Here is a 15,766-nt window from a genome sequence, read left to right on the forward strand (position 1 = left end):
CTCAGCTCGCGTCGAGACGCACCCGGACCGTCACGCGGCCGCGATCATCCCGCTGCGCCACCGCGTGACCGGTCCGATCGGCACCGTCGAAGTCGGTCAGTGTGATGGGACCGCCGACGCCGGTGAAGTTGCGCCACCAGGTCTTCTGGTCGGGCGCCATCACGCGGATGACGACCTCGTCACCGGAGCGCTGATAGCTGACCGGCGTCTGGAACGTCTGGTGCGATCGCCGCCCGGTGTATCGGATGACCACCATGGTGCGCCGCACCAGTGGACCGATCACCGGGGCGTGGATCAGGCGAGCCGCGCCGCCGTTGACGAGGCCCACCACGGGTGAGCCGAAGATTCCTCTGCCCATGTCTGACACGGTAACCGCTCAGCCGACCTCCAGAGGCACAGGTTGGGCGCGGGCCCCCGAGCGGGCAGCGCCGGCGCCCGCGGCGACCACGAAGGCGACGCCGAACACGCCCAACGGCCCCGGCACCTGGTGCAAGATCACCAGACCTACCAGCATCGCCAACGCAGGCTCCAGGCTCATCAGCGTGCCGAAGGCCGCGGTGGTGAGGCGCCTCAGCGCCAACAGCTCGAGCGCGAACGGCACCACCGGGAGCAGGATGGCCAAGCCGAGGCCCAGCAGCAGGATGTCGGCGTCGATCCGGGGAATCACGGTCGGGCCGACGACAGCGGTGGCGAACAAAGCCGCGACCGGCATCGACACGGCGAGGCCCGCGATGCCGGCAACTTCGTCGCCCACCTTCTGGGTGAGCAGGATGTAGCCGGCCCAGCACACGGCGGAGCCGAGAGCGTAGGCGACGCCGACCTGGTCGACGGTGCCGCTCCACGGTTCGGTCAGCAGGACGACGCCGACCGCCGCCAGACCCGGCCACAGCAGCCGACCGCGGCCGTGCCCGCGAGCGACGGCGACCGCGAGCGGGCCGAGAAACTCCAGCGCGCTGGCCGTCCCGAGGGGAATGCGGGCGATAGCTGCCATGTACAGCAACGTGATTCCAGCTGTGACGACGCCGAGGACGACGCACATCAGGAAGGAACGGCGCGTGAACGCCGCCCACCGCGGGCGCACGATGACGAGCAAAAGGACACCGGCCCACATGAGGCGCAGCCACGCGACGCCTTCCACGCCGATGTCGTCGATGAGCGTCACGGCGAACGCCAGGCCCAGCTGCACGCAGGCCATTGCGCCAACTGCCATCGTGGCGCCCGACCGTGCCCCTTGCGAAGTCATGTCTGCATTGAACGGGACGCCGACTGTTGCGGTCCACCTGATTCTGACGGACATACCGTTCGTATTTCCCGGACGTTCAGGAGTTGTCCCCAGGAGCTGTTTTCATCCCCAGGCGGACGCGGTCGGGCGGTGGGTTGGGCGGCTGGATGTCGGATGGCGCCGGCAGGTTGAAGGCATGACCCCTATCAGTTCTCTCGCCATCGACGAGCGGTTGTCGGTGCTGCATGAGGAGTTGGCGGAGTTGACGGGGCAGCGCAACGCGATCGATGCGCAGATCGTGGAGATCGCTGCGGAGATCGACCGGGATCAGTTGTGGGCGGCGGCCGGGGCCCGGTCGACGGCAGGCTGGCTGGCGTGGAAGGCCGGGGTGTCGCCGTCGCGGGCGCACACCATCGCCGCAATCGCCCACCGTTACGACGAATTCCCCCGGTGCATCGCAGGATTGGCGGAGGGTCGGCTGTCTGTGGACCAGGTCGGGGCGATCGCCGAACGCGGACTGCCCGGCTCCGACGATCACTTCGCGACGCTGGCCCAGTGCGCGACCGTGACTCAGCTGCGCACCGCACTGAGCATGCAACCGAAGCCCGAGCCCGCACCCGCGTCTGACGACCTCCATGACGACGAGGACGAGCCAGCGTCCGAGTCGGGGCCGGTCCCATCGATAACCTCGCGCACTGATGAGCAGTACACGTACTGGCAGATCGCGCTACCCCACAAGGAAAGTGCAGCGTTCGAAGCTGCTCTGGGATCCCATCGCGACGCTCTTGTGGCGGAATGGAACACCGGCGATCCGGATGAGCGGGCACCGGTTCCCAGCATGGCGGCGGCGTTCCTGCGGCTGGTCCAGATGAGTTGGGATGCCGAGGCTTCCACGCGGCCGCATGGGCAGCGCACCACCGTCGTCCTGCACGTCGACGTCGCGGACAATGTCGCGGCGCTGCATCTGGGTCCGGCGCTCACCGATGCCGAACGCCGGGAACTGACGTGCGACGCCACATGCGAGGTGTGGTTCCGCCGCGAGGGGCAGGTGATCGGGGCCGGGCGGACGACTCGCACGGTGAACCGGCGGCTGCGCCGTGCGCTGGAGCATCGCGACCGCAGCTGTGTGGTGCCCGGCTGCGGGGCCACGCGCGGGCTGCACGCTCACCACCTCGTCCACTGGGAGGACGGCGGACCCACCGAACTGTGGAATCTCGCGCTGGTCTGCCCGTATCACCATCGGGCCCATCACCGCGGCCTGATCACCATCACCGGACCCGCCGACCACCTCGTCGTCACCGACGCCGCCGGCCACACCCTCACCTCAGCCTCCCTGGCCCGGCCACCCACCCAACCCCCACCGGACGTCGCACCGTGTCCCGGGCCCACCGGCGAACGCGCCAACTGGTGGTGGTACCAGCCCTACGAACCACCGCCACCTGACTGACGCTCCGATCGGCCACGCGTTGTTGTCGGTACCCCTGCCTAGTGTGCGGGTGGGGTACCGACAACGAGGAGAGACCATGATCACGCTCGACACCACGGCACTGGATTCGTACATCAGCGAGGACAGCGGCGGCCCCGTGGTGATGCTGAACCTTCTTCGCTTCCGCCCTGACGGCGGCCGGGACACCTACCTCGAATACATCGCACAGTTCGAAAGCACCGGCGTGCAATCGAAGTACGGCGTCGATGTGCTCTACGTCGGCAGCGGTGGCGTCGCGCTGTCCGCAGAACCGGGCCAGGACTGGGACATGGTGGCCCTCGTGCGCTACCCCAGCCGTCAGCACTTCGTCGACATGATCAACGATCCGGAGTATCAGCGCTTCGAACACCTGCGCGCTGACGCGCTCGTCGAGGCGGTGCTCCAGGCGACGATCCCGGCCCCCGCGTAGGTGCCGTGCCAGCGTCAAGGGCGCGTTCCGGCCAGCCCGGTGTTGCAGACCGCGCAGTGCCCGTAGCGATGTCTTCCCACGTTGCGCCTGTTCGCCTCGCCCGGATCAGCCGACGATGGTCAGCAGCTTGACGACGTGCCTACGGGAAGTATCGGAGTCGGTCAGCCGTCTCCCGCAAAGCGGGGCGGGACTGTTTCGGGTGACGCTACGACGTGCCGCGAGGCGATCACCCAGCTGACCGAGTGCGGCGCTAACTCCGTTGTGCTTCAGCCGATTTCGGTCGATAAGGAACACCAGATGATCTGCGATCAGCTACTGAGTGCCTGACCGAGTCGCCGGCTACCGTCGCGGCAGGGCCGGGGCCCACGGCCGCGAGCGAGCACAGTCGCTGGCACCGCGGCGAGCGCGAGCAGCACTCCTGCGGTCGAGACGTACACGTGGACGCCCGTCGCTGTGCTGACCGGGGCACCGGAAAACGATGCATCAGGAACGCTCGTCGCTTCGAGGATCTCGGTGCCCACGATGGTCACCAGCACCGAGCCCAACGCCATCACGACGGACACCAACCCTGCGACCATAGCCTGGCTGCCTTCAGCAGCGCTGCCTGTCGCCACCGTGTACCCGGCGGCACCGATGGCGCCCGCCGCCACCCCCATCAGCGCACTGCAGACCATCGCCACCGACAGCGCCGACACACCGACCGTCATCGCACAGGTCGCCGCCGCCCCGATCGCAATGCCGCCCAGCAGCGCGACTTCGGAACCGACACGCAGGGCCAGCCACCCGGCGCCCACGCCTCCGACCGCGATCCCGAGGTTCGCAACGGCGAACAGCGCGGCGACCGCCTCCCCAGAACCGAGGCCGTACCCGAGGCCTTGCTCGGCAGACACGTAGGCGATGACACCCATCAGCTGCAGCATGGATCGGAAGGCCCCGGCCGCCAACAGCAGAGCCGTCAGGGTGAGCACAAGACGACCGCTCACCACTTGCAGATCGATGATCGGATCAGCGATCCGCGACGAACGAAATGACCATGCACTCATCGCAACACCGCCCGCGACCATGAGGTAGACCATCTCGCGTGACAACCAACCGGCGTCGGCGCCGAGGCTGACGCAGGCCAACAGCGCGCTCAGCCCGCCACCGAGAAGAAGCGCCCCGAGGACGTCGAGGCGACCTCCGCTTTGGATGGACGATTCCGGGACGAGCATGCGCACACCCAGTGCGGACACCGCCGCGAGCAGCGCTGCGGCGACGAAAGCGCTGCGAGGACCGAATGCGTCGATGATCGGTTTCATCACCACCGGCTCGACGATTCCCACTACGGACGAGGCGGAGGTTACGAAACCCACCATGACGGTCGCCACCTGCGTGGAGCACACATTCATCACAAGAGCCACCGACAGGAAAACGACGGCAAACGCGGCGCCCTGCAGAACACGGCCCATCAGAAACACCCACAGGCTCGACGCAGCGACACAAAGAAGCGCTCCCGCACAGGCTAACCCGAGAGTGAAGACCATCACCTTGCGCCTGCCGTGTAGGTCGGCGGCCCTCGCAAGCAGCGGCGACCACACGGCGCCGGCCAGCAGCGCGCTTGTGGTCAACCAGGCCGTCTCGTCGGTGTCGAAGCGATCGAGCAACTGCGGGATGATCATCATCGGCGATCCCACGACGACATCGGCCACGACATTGGCGAGGACCAGAATCACTGCCCACCCGACGATTCGGTTCATCGGCGAGCGTTGCGTGGCAATGTCTCTGACCGACGGTTCAGATCGTGGTCGCGTAGCGCCAGGCTCGTCGCGGCGGTCCGCAGGGGCCCCTGCAGAAGGCCGAGCAGTCCGAGCCGCTGCAACCACGGCACGGCGCACAGCTTCACGTTGCGACGCAGCAGCTGAGCGGGCGTTCGCACGAGGACCGTACCGTCGGTGCGCAGCGCCAGGTCCTGGTTCATCGTCACGTACTCGCGCATCCGGTGCTCGTAGGCGGCGAAGGCATCCCGCGCTCTCTCGTGCGCGGACAGCTCACTGGCCAGCACGTACGCACCCGCGATCGCGATGCTCGTGCCCTGCCCGGACAGGAACGCCGGCGCGTACGCCGCATCGCCGACCAGCGCGACCCGAGCAGAGCTCCAGTGCGGCATGCGCACCTGACTGACCGTGTCGACGTAGAGATCACCGGCGTCAGCCATCGTGTCGATGACTTCGGCTGTGCGCCAACGATCGTCGGCGAATGCCTCGCGGAACGCACCCACCAATGCCGCGCCGTCGTGGCGGTCGATGGTTCCCGGCGCCGGGTGAACGAACGTCGCGAACGCCCGACCCGGCGCACCGTCGGCAGAGCGTTCGACCAGAACCGTGCGTCCCGGATGCGAGTAGAAGTAACCGGTTCCCGGCGCGAAGGCCGCCTCAGGCAGGTCCCACACCGCCACGTACGGCCCGAGGTGACGCAGATAGCGCGCCTCGGGCCCGAAGGCGAGCGCGCGGACATTGGAATGGATACCGTCGGCGCCGATCACCACGTCGACGATCTCGGCGGGACGGCGTTCGAACGTCACCTCCACCCCGTCGTCGAACTCCCGCAGCGCGGTGATCGACTCGGAGAACACGTATTCGACGCGGTCGGCGGTCGCCTGGAACAACACCTCACTGAGCTCTCGCCGGGAGATCTCGACGTCACCGTCCCCCGAGGAGCCGAGCAGATTGCCGTAATCGAGCGTGCACAACGAGTGCCCGCGCGGGCTGAGCAGGTCCACCGGCACGTGCCGGTATCGATGCTCGACCAGCCGCTCATGAAGGCCCATGCGGGTGACCACGTCGACGGCGGTACCGCGAACATCGACCGGATAACCGCTGGTGCGCAATTGGTCTGCGCGTTCGACGACCGTGACGTGCCAGCCTGCCTCGGCCAGCCAGAAGGCCAGAACAGGGCCGGCGATGCTCGCGCCGGAGATCAGAGCTTTACGTGTCATGAGAGCCCCACACATGTCGGATGAAATAAGCTACAGGAGCGTTGCTTACTCTCGACACGCTAGCTCTGTGCGTTAAGCTACGCAAGTGTCCTCTAAGGTGACAGTCACCCATCGGCGACGCGGCGCTGAACTCGAGTCCGCGATCTTGGACGCGGGCTGGGAGCAGCTGCTCGACGCCGGCTACGCGGGCTTCACGATCGAGGCGGTGGCGGCCCGGTCACAGGCCGCACGGTCTGTCGTGTACCGCCGCTGGCCGACGCGGTTGGATCTTCTCGAGGCCGTGATCCGCCGTCGCGGCGAGATCGACGTGATTCCCGTCCCGGACACCGGGACACTCCGCGGCGACGTCCTTGCGGTGCTCACCGACTTCAACGATCGCCGGGCGCGCACGATGGGGCTGTTCGCCGCCCTCCTGGGCGCCTACTACGACGAGGCAGGTGGATCGCCGGCAAAGCTACGCGCGCTGTTCGTCCCCGACGGGCCGAGCATCATGGCGCAGATCGCCGAACGCGCTGTCGCACGAGGTGAATTGGCGAGCATGCCGCCGCCCCGGATCCTCAATCTGCCCGCCGACCTACTGCGCCACGAACTGTTCATGACGATGGCCGCGGTACCGCGGGACACCATCACCGAGATCGTCGACGACGTGTTCCTGCCGCTGGTGAGCCGGCGGTGACTCAGCTGCTGGCCTGCGCCGGTTCGTACGAACAGATCGCGTCGACCTTGTCGGCCGAGGCGCTCGTCGGGTCGAATTCGTAACCCAACCAGTCCTTGGCGAGCCGGCGGGCCAGTTCGAGGCCGATCACCCGCTGCCCGAAGCACAGCACCTGGGCATTGTTCGACAGCACCGAACGCTCCACCGAGAAGCTGTCGTGCGCGGTGACCGCCCGGATACCCGGCACCTTGTTCGCGCTGATCGCCACACCCAGCCCGGTTCCGCAGACCAGCAGTGCGCGGTCGGCCTTCCCCTCGGCGATCATGCGGGCGGCGGCCACAGCGACGTGCGGGTAAGCCGTGTTCTCCTCGGCGCTCACCCCGACATCGGTGACCTCGGCGACCCGGTCGTCAGCCTGCAGATCGTTTTTGAGTGCTTCCTTGTAGTCGAAGCCGGCGTCGTCGGAGCCGACGACGATGCGGAGCCCTGCCATGGCGGGTCACTTCCCTTTCGCTGTTGTGCGAGTCGAATTCAGCGTGTCCGCGACGGTGCGCAGGCACATGGCCAGCGACGTCGCGCCGGCGTCGGGGGTGCCGACGCTGCGCTCGGCCAGCGGCCGGGCCCTCCCCACCTTGGGGCGCATGTCGGCTGTGGCCTTCGCGGCCTCGGCCGCGACCTCGGCTGCCGCGCCCCACGCCTCCTGCCACGGTGTGCCGTCGGCGACCCGCCGTTCGAAGTCGTCGACGAACGGCAGCAGGGCGTCGAGCATCGTCTTGTCCCCCGGCGACGCGCCGCCGAGTGAGACCAACGCGTCGTAGCCGTCGCGCATTCCGCCGGACACCGCGTCACCGGCGGGGCGGCCGGTGTCACCCAGTCGTGCGCCGAGGGCCGACAACAACGCGCCCCACAACACCCCGGACGTACCGCCGGCTTTGGCTGCCCATTCCTTGCCTGCCTCGGCGAGCACCGATCCCTGGCCACCGCCCGCATCGACCGCGCGCTGCGCTGCCGAACAGGCGGCCGAGCTGCCCTTGACCATTCCCCTGCCGTGGTCGCCGTCACCGGCGACGGCGTCGATGCGACCGAGCTCGTCTTCCGCCTCGGCCAGCATGCCGGCCATCGCAGTCAAAGAACGCAGCACCACCTGCGCACCGCGGCGACCCTCGTCATCGGCGAGCTCGTCCAACGCCGGCGTCGACGAATTCGCCTGCAGCTCCTGGGCACTGCGTCGTTCTGCGGTGGTCGCAGCCGCGTCCCCGGTGGCCGGCGCGCCCTTGCGATAGGCCGGGGTGTCGGCCGGCGCGGTCCAGTACCGCTCGAGCTCGTCGTCGAGCCACATCACGGTCAGCGAGCAGCCGGCCATGTCGAGGCTGGTGACGAGCTCGCCCACCTCGGGCTCGACGATCTCGAAGCCGCGATCCCGCAGCAGCCGCGCCACCGTCCCCCACACCACGAACAACTCTTCGTATTTGGTGCGGCCCAAGCCGTTGAGGATCACCGCCAGCCGCTTGGACGTCGCGTCTGGACGATCGGCGAGCACACCGTCGACCAGCGTTTCAGCGAGCGACTCGGCGGTCGGCATCGGCTCGTCGGCCACGCCCGGCTCGCCGTGGATACCGAGGCCGACGCCCATCGTGCCCTCTGGCACTGTGAACAGGGGATGGTCGGCACCCGGCATCGTGCAGCCGTCGAACGCCACGCCCAGCGTGCGGGTCGCCGCGTTCGATGCTTCGGCGACCCGGACCACACCCGCCAGATCGAGGCCCTCCTCGGCCGCGGCGCTCGCACACTTGAACACGGTGAAATCACCGGCGATACCGCGTCTTTTCGCTTCCTCGCCCCGGGGCGCGCTGGCGACGTCGTCGGTGACGGCGAAGTACTCGGCATCGATGCCCTCACCGCGCAACTGTGTCACCGCGAGGCCGAAATTCATCACGTCTCCGGCGTAATTGCCGGTGGTCAACAGCACGCCCGCGTCACCGTGGGCGGCGCGAGCCACCGACGCGGCCTCCTCCGCCGACGGCGAGGTGAAGATGTTGCCGACCACCGCACCGTCGGCGAACCCGACACCGACCGTCCCGCAGAACGCCGGGTAGTGGCCCGACCCGCCTCCGATGACGACCGCGACCTTGCCCGGGCGGGTCTGATGGGCACGCACCACACCGCCCGGCACTCCGGCGACGTAGCGGGCATTGGCGTCCAGGAACCCGACGAGCATGTCTTCGGTGAACCGGGCGGGGTCGTTGTACAGCTTGGTCATCGCAGTCGCTCCCCGGTGTCGGCGTCGAACAGGTAGACCCGTTCTGCCGGCGCCGTCACCGCAACGTGCTGCTCGGGTTCGTGGCTCTTTTCGGCCGGGGTCTGCACCACGATACCGTCCTCGATGCCCGCCACCGTCGTGGTCGCCAGGCCGAACTCCAGTAGGTGCTCGAAGTAGGCGACGGTCGCAGCAAGGCCGTCGGTGCCCCGTTCGGCCAGCGCGCAATCCTGCGGACGGATGCCGACCGTGACCGCGGTACCGTCACTGACCGAGGTCGCCGACGTTGCCAGAGATCCTGCGCCAGAGCCGATCTCGACGTGGACCCGGCCGTCGCGCACCCTCGCGACGCCGGGCAGAACGTTGATCGCGGGCTCACCGACGAAGCCGGCGACGAACAGGTTGGCCGGGTCGTCGAACACCTCGTCGGGCGTTCCGAACTGCTGCACGACGCCACCGTCCATGACGGCGAGCCGATCCGCCAGCGACAGTGCCTCCACCTGGTCGTGGGTGACCACGATCGTCGTGTAGCCGAACTCGCGCTGCAGCACCTTCAATTCGCGTCGCACGCGGTTGCGTGCGGAGGCATCGAGGTGGCTCAGCGGCTCGTCGAGCAGCAGCACCGGGGGGTTGCGCACCAGCGCGCGGGCCAGTGCCACGCGCTGCTTCTGACCGCTGGACAGGCTGGCAGGCCGCAGCGACAGCAGATCGTTCATCTCGAGCCGGTCGCAGATCGAGGCGACCATCTTCTCGGCGCCCTTGACCTTGCGGGCCTTCAGTCCGTAGAGCAGGTTGTCGCGTACCGACAGCGGCGGATACAACGCGTAGCTCTCGAAGCCCACGCCGATCCCGCGCTTGGCAGCGGGCAACTGGGAGATCTCACGCTCACCGATCTTGATCGACCCGCTGGTCACCGTTTCCAACCCGGCGATCATCCGCAGCGTGGTGGTCTTGCCGCACCCCGACGGGCCGAGCAACGCCACCAATTCCCCCGGCCGGATGTCGAGGTCGATGCCCTTGACGGCGGTCACCGCATCGCGGCCGCGTGACGAGTAGGTCTTCACCAGGTCGCGCAACGTCAGGCTCTGCGCGCCCTGCTGAGTGGAGTTGTCCGTCGCGACGCTCACTGCACTGCCTCCAGGGTCTGGTCACTGAACCGGCTGGTGTCCCCGTCGCCCGGGGCGAACACGTGCACGTCGGACTCGGCGATGCGCATCGTGATGTCGTCTCCCTCACCGACTCCGTGGCGTCCGGAGGTGAGTGCGATCAACTGCGCCCCGCCCACGTCGACGGTCAGCTCGATGTTGCGGCCGAGTCGCTCAGCGAGTTGGACGCGCCCGCGTAACGAACCCTCCCGGCTGGTCACGTGAATATCGCACGGGCGCAATCCGACTCGGACGCGGGTGCCGCGCTCGCAGTTCACGTCCGGAGGTACCGGCACGTCGAGCGAACCGTCACCCAGCCGGATGCGGCCGTCGTCGACGACACCGTCGAGCAGGTTGATCTCGGGCTGGCCGAGGGCGCGCGCGACGAACGTGTCCGCGGGCCGGCGCCAGATCTCCTCAGGTGTACCGATCTGCATGAGCCGGCCCTCGCGCATCACCGCGATGCGGTCACCCAGCGCCAGCGCCTCCTGGTAGTCGTGCGTGACATAGATCGTGGTGGTGTTCGACATCGCGCCGAGTTGCTTCAGCTCAGCCCGCATGGCCGCACGCAGTTTCGCGTCCAGATGGCTCAGCGGCTCGTCCAGCAGGTAGACATCGGCCGGACGGACCAGCACCCGACCCAGCGCCACGCGCTGGCGCTGACCGTTCGACAGTTCCCGGGGCAACCGGTTCTTCAAGTGATCGATGCCCAGCGTGGTGGTGACCTGGTCGATGCGCTTGGTGCGCTCGGCCTCCGAGTACGTGCCTGTGCGACCCGATTTCAGCGGCGACGCCAGGTTCTCGGCGACGGTCTTCTGCGGGTAGAGCGCATAGCTCTCGAACGCCATCGCCACGTTGCGGTGGTAGGGCTCCACCGCTGTCATGTCCACTCCGCCGATCGACACCGAACCCGAGTCGACGTCGACGAGTCCGGCGATCGACTTCAACGTGGTCGTCTTGCCGGCGCCGCTGGGGCCCAGGATCACGAAGAACTCGCCGTCGGCGATGTCGAGGGAGATGCCGTCGACCGCGCGGACGTCCTTGCCGTAGGTCTTGCAGATGTTGGTGATCGTAACCGTGGCCATCAGGCTTTCACCGCCCCGAATGACAGGCCCCGCACCAGGTATCGCTGGATCGTCAGTGCGAGGACGAGTGGTGGCAGCGCGGCGATCAACGCCGCGGCAGCCGTGAGGTTGTAGTACGCCTGGCCGCCGCCGCCCAGGAACTTGGTGATGGCGACGGTGACGGTGCCGGCGTTGCTGTCGGCCAGGATCAGCGGGAACACATAGTTGTTCCAGGCGAAGATGAACGCCAGCAGCGCTGCCGCCGCGATACCCGGGCGCACCATCGGAAGCGCCACCATCAGGAAGGCGCGCCGGCGCGTGTAGCCGTCGAGGAGTGCCGCCTGCTCCAGATCCGCGGGCAGATCCTGGAAGTAGGACCGCAGAATCCACACCACCAGCGGCATGGTGACCAGCTGCAGCACCCAGATCATCCCGACCTTGGTGTCGAACAGGCCGATCTGGTTGTAGATCACGAACAGCGGCACGATCACCATCAGCTCGGGGGCGAATCGGAACGACAGCATCTGGAACATCAGGTCGTTGCTGCCGCGGTACTGCCAGCGGCCCGCGGCGTAGGCGGCCGGGATGCCGATCACCAGCGACACGATCACCGCGCCACCACAATTGAGCAGGCTGGTGAGCAGCGACGCCTTGAAGTCCACGCTCGTCATCTGCGTGCCCTTGTCGGACACCACCGTCGCGAAGTTCGACCATGTCGGACTGAACGAGAAGTACGTCGTCGTCTGCTGTTCGGCGTTCTTCAAGGCCAGCATCAGCATCCAGAAGATCGGGAACAGCGAGAAGACGAACCAGATGACCAGACCGACGTCGGCGGCCACGGCGCCGATGGACCAGCGCCGCTGACCGGGTTGCAGTTCGGCTCGGGACAGGTTGAGGGCCATTATTACGACTCCGCTCCGGCAGCGCGGCGCTGCGCTTTTCCGAGCACGCTCACCAGGTAGCGCGCGGTGATGAACACGATGATCCAGAGCAGCAGCATGTAGGTGCTGCCCCGGGAGTAGTCCAGGTTGATGATCGAGTCCTCGAAGGCGCCGATCTGGAGGGTGCGGGTGGCCACGCCGGGGCCGCCCGCGGTCAGCACGAAGATGTGATCGAACACCTTGAGGTTGTCCATAAACCGGAAGATCACGGCGACCAGGATGTAGGGCCACAGCATCGGCAGCATCAGCTTGCGGAACATGAAGAACCAGCTGGCGCCGTCGACGTCGGACGCCTCGAACGGCTCCTTGGGCAGGGACCTGATGCCCGCGAGCACGAGGATCGCCACGAACGGGGTGAAGATCCACACGTCGACCAGGATCACCGAGAACAGGGCGTTGCTCGCCGACAGCCAGTCGAACGTGTTGCCCAGGCCGAGAACGTGATTGAGGATGCCGAACTGCGGGTTGAACATCAGCTTCCAGATGACGCCCGCGATCACCGGGGCGATCATCAGCGGCAGGATCAGGACTTTCTCGAAGATCTTGCCGATGATGCTGGACCGGTTGAGCAGCAGGGCCAGCCCGACGCCGAGCACCGTCTCGATCGCGGTGGCGGCGATGGCGAAGATCGCGGTGACCTTCACGCTCTGCCAGAACACCCGGTCCCCGAGGACCGAGGCGAAGTTGTCGAACCACACGAAGTGTGGATTCGGGTTCACGGCAGCGTAGTTGAGGAAGGCGTAGTACGCGCCGACGAAGAACGGGTAGAGGATGCCGATGACGATCACCAGGGCGGGGATCGACAGCAGATAGGGCCGCAACTTGCGGCGCCAGGTCGGCACCTCGGGGAGCTTGCGTGCGCCGGCCGAGGCATCGGGCCGCGGCGACGCCGCAGGCGCCTTGGATGTCTGAGTCGTCATCGATGCCAGAGCTCCTAGAGGTTGACCTTGGACGTGTTGGTCTTGGCGAGGCTGCGCAACCGCGACGCTGCGTCCTCACCGCCGTAGATGTCCTGCAATGCCACCGCCCAGTTCTGGGTGGTGTCGAAGAACTTCTTCTGCGGGGTGAACTGGATCTTGGACTGGCCGATGACCGTCTCGAACGCCTCGAGATAGCCGAACTGATCGGCGGCGACCCGTTTGAATGTGGTGTCGAACACCGACTTTCGGACCGGATCCGCGTAGGTACCACCCTCGACGGCCTTGTTCATCGACTCCTTGCCCGTTGCCCACTGGATGAACAACCACGCAGGCAGCTTGTTGCGCGAGTTCGCGCTCATCGCCCAGCTCCAGGTCCACAGGTTGGTCTTGTAGTTGCCGTCCGGACCGGCCGGCCCCGCGTACCACGCGATGTTGCCGGCCTCCTTGCTCGCACCCGGCTTGTTCTTCGGGTACGTGGCGCTGTCGGCGTCGTAGACCATCATCGCCTTGCCGTCTCCGAGATCGCCGGTGGCGTTGGGATAGTCGTAGGTGGTCCACGACGTCGGACCTGCCTCGTGCTGCATGGCGATCCACTTCTTCGTGAAGTCGATCGCCTTGTCGCTGTCCATCTCGGCGATGAGTTCCGAACCGTTCCAGGTGTAGTCGACGGCGCCTTCGCGGGTGTACTGCGTCATGAAGCCCGGATGGATGGTGGCCCAGGACTTGGAGCCGCGTGTGGAGATGCCGTAACGGTTCTGGGAGCGGTCGGTCAGGTCGATGGCCAGCTGGATGAAGTCGTCGAGATTGTCGGGCAAGCGCGTGATGCCCTTCTCGTCGAACACCCGCTTGTTGTAGGCGACCACGTTGTTCTCGAAACCCCACGGGATCGCCCACTGCCCGCCCGTCCCGAGCGGCTGGCCCAACTCGAAGTCCCAGCGCGTCGAGGTGCGCAGCCCGTCGAAGATGTCCTCGAAGTCGTACTCGGCGTTGGTCGCCGCACTGTTGGACAGCCAGGGGTTGAGGTCCTCGATCCACCCGGGCGGGCCGTACTGCCAGATGAAGTAGGCACCGAGCATGAACGCGTCGTGTTTGCCGGAGCCGCCGGCCAATTCGGTGTTCAGCTTGGTGAAGTAGTCCGCCTCGGGCACCAGATCGACGTTGACGTTGATGCCCGTCAACTCCGTGAACTCTTTGAGCAGCGGCTGGTAGGACAGCTGGTACGGGTGCGGGGTCTGCAGGATGTTGATGGTGGAGCCGGCCGCCTTGCGCCAATCGAACCCACCGGTCACCGCGTCCGCGCCGTTGGGCATGCTGGCCTTGCCGCCCACGCCACACGAACTCAGCACCGGCACGCTGGCGGCCGCGGCGCCGGCCACACCCAGTGCCGTCAGCATCTTTCGACGCGAGAACTGCTGCCCCATAGGGGGATTCGAGAACAGACTCATCGGGGTCCTTTTCTGGGGTGCTTTTCGTGACGTCCCTAGTTCAGGCGGGGATCAGGGAGACCTTGACCGATTCCTTGCCGCTGGCGACGAGGTCGAGACCCTGTTGGAACTCGGTCAGTGGCAGCTGGTGGGTGCAGATCTTGTCCATCGGGAGCACACCGGACTCGATCATCTTGATCGCCGCGGGCCAGCAGTAGGGACCCAGATGCGCGCCGAGGACGTCGAGTTCCTTGTCGTCGCTGATGATGCTCCAGTCGACGGTCACGTCGCTGCCGAACACGCCGTACTCGACGTACCGGCCGAGCTTGCGTAACAGGTTGAGCCCCTGCGGAACCGCCGAGGGATGTCCGGTGCCCTCCAGGTACACATCGGCGCCGTAGCCGTCGGTCAGTTCCTTGACGATCTCCACGGCGTCCTGTTCGGCGATGTTGATCGTGATGTCGGCGCCGCAGAGCTTGGCGAGCTCGAGCTTCTCGGGCGCCATGTCGAGCGCGATGACGTGCATCGGGTTCTTGGCGCGGGCGCCGGCGACCATACCGAGGCCGATGGGTCCGCAGCCGGCGACCACCACGACGTCCTCGAAGAGGATCTGCGCCCGCTCCACCGCATGCAATGAGCACGACAGCGGTTCGGCGAAGGCGGCATGCTGGGGTGCGACGTCGGCAGACACTTTGTGCACCAACGCTTCCGCTGGGTAGACCATGTAGCTGGCCATCGCCCCCGGGGTGCGCCGCTTGAAGCCGTAGAGGTCGTGGGGCTGACACATGTGGTACTGGCCCCGCTTGCAGAATCGGCACTCCCAGCACGGCACGATCTGCTCGGAGACCACCCGGTCGCCCACGGCGATGCCCCAGCGGGAGGCGGCGATCTCGTCGAGATCGACGACGCGGCCGACGAATTCGTGGCCGGGGATCACCATGGTTTCCGCCCAGGCGGGCCGGTTCTCGTCTCCCCAGAACTTCGCCGCACCGTGGTAGCACTTCAGATCGCTGGCGCAGATACCGACCGCCTCGACCTTCACGAGCGCCTCGCCAGGACCGCGTTGGGGGACCGCAACCTCCTCGAGTCGGTAGTCGTGGGGCCCGTGGCAGACCACTGCCTGCATCTTCTCGGGGATCTGAGCGGACATTCTTCGATCGGACGACGCGGTTTGATCAGACAACGCAGGTTCCTCCCTCTGTGTTCGGAGTCACAGTAGCGAAGGCGGTGCACATCTGTCCAGAACATCTGTTCAATGAACTTCTTTCC

15 protein-coding genes are annotated in these 15,766 nt (G+C 66.9%); 3 read left to right on the top strand and 12 right to left on the bottom strand.

The features are described from left to right. Nucleotide 1: 1 nt before the first annotated feature. Nucleotides 2-358, bottom strand: a complete 357-nt coding sequence (locus ACZYYX_RS27865) for a hypothetical protein (RefSeq protein ID WP_463818075.1) — start codon at nt 356-358, stop codon at nt 2-4. Between the two features lie 18 nt (nt 359-376). Further along, complete coding sequence (locus ACZYYX_RS27870; RefSeq protein ID WP_463818076.1) at nt 377-1,243, bottom strand: EamA family transporter; 867 nt, start codon at nt 1,241-1,243, stop codon at nt 377-379. A 175-nt stretch (nt 1,244-1,418) separates the two neighbouring features. Between ACZYYX_RS27870 and ACZYYX_RS27875 the strand changes: the two genes are divergently transcribed. Together ACZYYX_RS27875 and ACZYYX_RS27880 are read left to right on the top strand one after the other, a co-directional pair. Next, the gene (locus tag ACZYYX_RS27875; RefSeq protein ID WP_463818077.1) at nt 1,419-2,669 is read left to right on the top strand and encodes an HNH endonuclease signature motif containing protein; all 1,251 of its coding nucleotides are present in this window, start codon (nt 1,419-1,421) and stop codon (nt 2,667-2,669) included. Nucleotides 2,670-2,745: 76 nt separating this feature from the next. Beyond that, on the top strand, nt 2,746-3,117 hold the full coding sequence (locus tag ACZYYX_RS27880; RefSeq protein ID WP_463818078.1) for a DUF1330 domain-containing protein: 372 nt from the start codon (nt 2,746-2,748) through the stop codon (nt 3,115-3,117). 308 nt (nt 3,118-3,425) lie between these two features. Here the strand turns inward: ACZYYX_RS27880 and ACZYYX_RS27885 are convergent, their stop codons facing one another. Together ACZYYX_RS27885 and ACZYYX_RS27890 are read right to left on the bottom strand one after the other, a co-directional pair. Further along, a complete protein-coding gene (locus tag ACZYYX_RS27885; RefSeq protein WP_463818079.1) occupies nt 3,426-4,853 on the bottom strand; it encodes an MFS transporter in 1,428 nt (475 codons plus the stop codon). Then, nucleotides 4,850-6,091: an FAD-dependent monooxygenase gene (locus ACZYYX_RS27890; protein ID WP_463818080.1), complete on the bottom strand. Its 1,242-nt coding sequence runs from the start codon at nt 6,089-6,091 to the stop codon at nt 4,850-4,852. Before ACZYYX_RS27890 ends, ACZYYX_RS27885 begins: the two co-directional genes overlap by 4 nt. 85 nt (nt 6,092-6,176) lie before the next feature. Here ACZYYX_RS27890 and ACZYYX_RS27895 point away from each other — a divergent pair, with 85 nt between their 5' ends. After that, on the top strand, nt 6,177-6,767 hold the full coding sequence (locus ACZYYX_RS27895; protein ID WP_463818081.1) for a TetR/AcrR family transcriptional regulator: 591 nt from the start codon (nt 6,177-6,179) through the stop codon (nt 6,765-6,767). Between the two features lies 1 nt (nt 6,768). Here the strand turns inward: ACZYYX_RS27895 and ACZYYX_RS27900 are convergent, their stop codons facing one another. The 8 genes from ACZYYX_RS27900 to eltD form a co-directional block, all read right to left on the bottom strand. Next, nucleotides 6,769-7,239, bottom strand: a complete 471-nt coding sequence (locus ACZYYX_RS27900; RefSeq protein ID WP_463818082.1) for a ribose-5-phosphate isomerase — start codon at nt 7,237-7,239, stop codon at nt 6,769-6,771. Nucleotides 7,240-7,245: 6 nt separating this feature from the next. Then, nucleotides 7,246-9,006 carry a D-erythrulose 4-kinase gene (gene derK / locus ACZYYX_RS27905; RefSeq protein WP_463818083.1) on the bottom strand — a complete coding sequence of 587 codons (1,761 nt, stop codon included), beginning with the start codon at nt 9,004-9,006 and terminating at the stop codon, nt 7,246-7,248. Then, nucleotides 9,003-10,130 (bottom strand): ABC transporter ATP-binding protein, encoded by a 1,128-nt coding sequence (locus tag ACZYYX_RS27910; protein WP_463818084.1) that lies wholly within the window; start codon nt 10,128-10,130, stop codon nt 9,003-9,005. Before ACZYYX_RS27910 ends, derK begins: the two co-directional genes overlap by 4 nt. Beyond that, on the bottom strand, nt 10,127-11,233 hold the full coding sequence (locus tag ACZYYX_RS27915; RefSeq protein WP_463818085.1) for an ABC transporter ATP-binding protein: 1,107 nt from the start codon (nt 11,231-11,233) through the stop codon (nt 10,127-10,129). The genes ACZYYX_RS27910 and ACZYYX_RS27915 overlap by 4 nt, the downstream gene beginning before the upstream one ends. Next, nucleotides 11,233-12,114: a carbohydrate ABC transporter permease gene (locus ACZYYX_RS27920; RefSeq protein WP_463818086.1), complete on the bottom strand. Its 882-nt coding sequence runs from the start codon at nt 12,112-12,114 to the stop codon at nt 11,233-11,235. The genes ACZYYX_RS27915 and ACZYYX_RS27920 overlap by 1 nt, the downstream gene beginning before the upstream one ends. Before the next feature lie 2 nt (nt 12,115-12,116). Next, the gene (locus ACZYYX_RS27925; protein WP_463818087.1) at nt 12,117-13,073 is read right to left on the bottom strand and encodes a carbohydrate ABC transporter permease; all 957 of its coding nucleotides are present in this window, start codon (nt 13,071-13,073) and stop codon (nt 12,117-12,119) included. 14 nt (nt 13,074-13,087) lie between these two features. After that, complete coding sequence (locus tag ACZYYX_RS27930) at nt 13,088-14,467, bottom strand: extracellular solute-binding protein (RefSeq protein ID WP_463818273.1); 1,380 nt, start codon at nt 14,465-14,467, stop codon at nt 13,088-13,090. Between the two features lie 91 nt (nt 14,468-14,558). Beyond that, nucleotides 14,559-15,647 carry an erythritol/L-threitol dehyrogenase gene (gene eltD / locus ACZYYX_RS27935; RefSeq protein WP_463818088.1) on the bottom strand — a complete coding sequence of 363 codons (1,089 nt, stop codon included), beginning with the start codon at nt 15,645-15,647 and terminating at the stop codon, nt 14,559-14,561. Nucleotides 15,648-15,766 lie beyond the last annotated feature (119 nt).

Source organism: Mycobacterium sp. IDUB_1 (assembly GCF_055419625.1).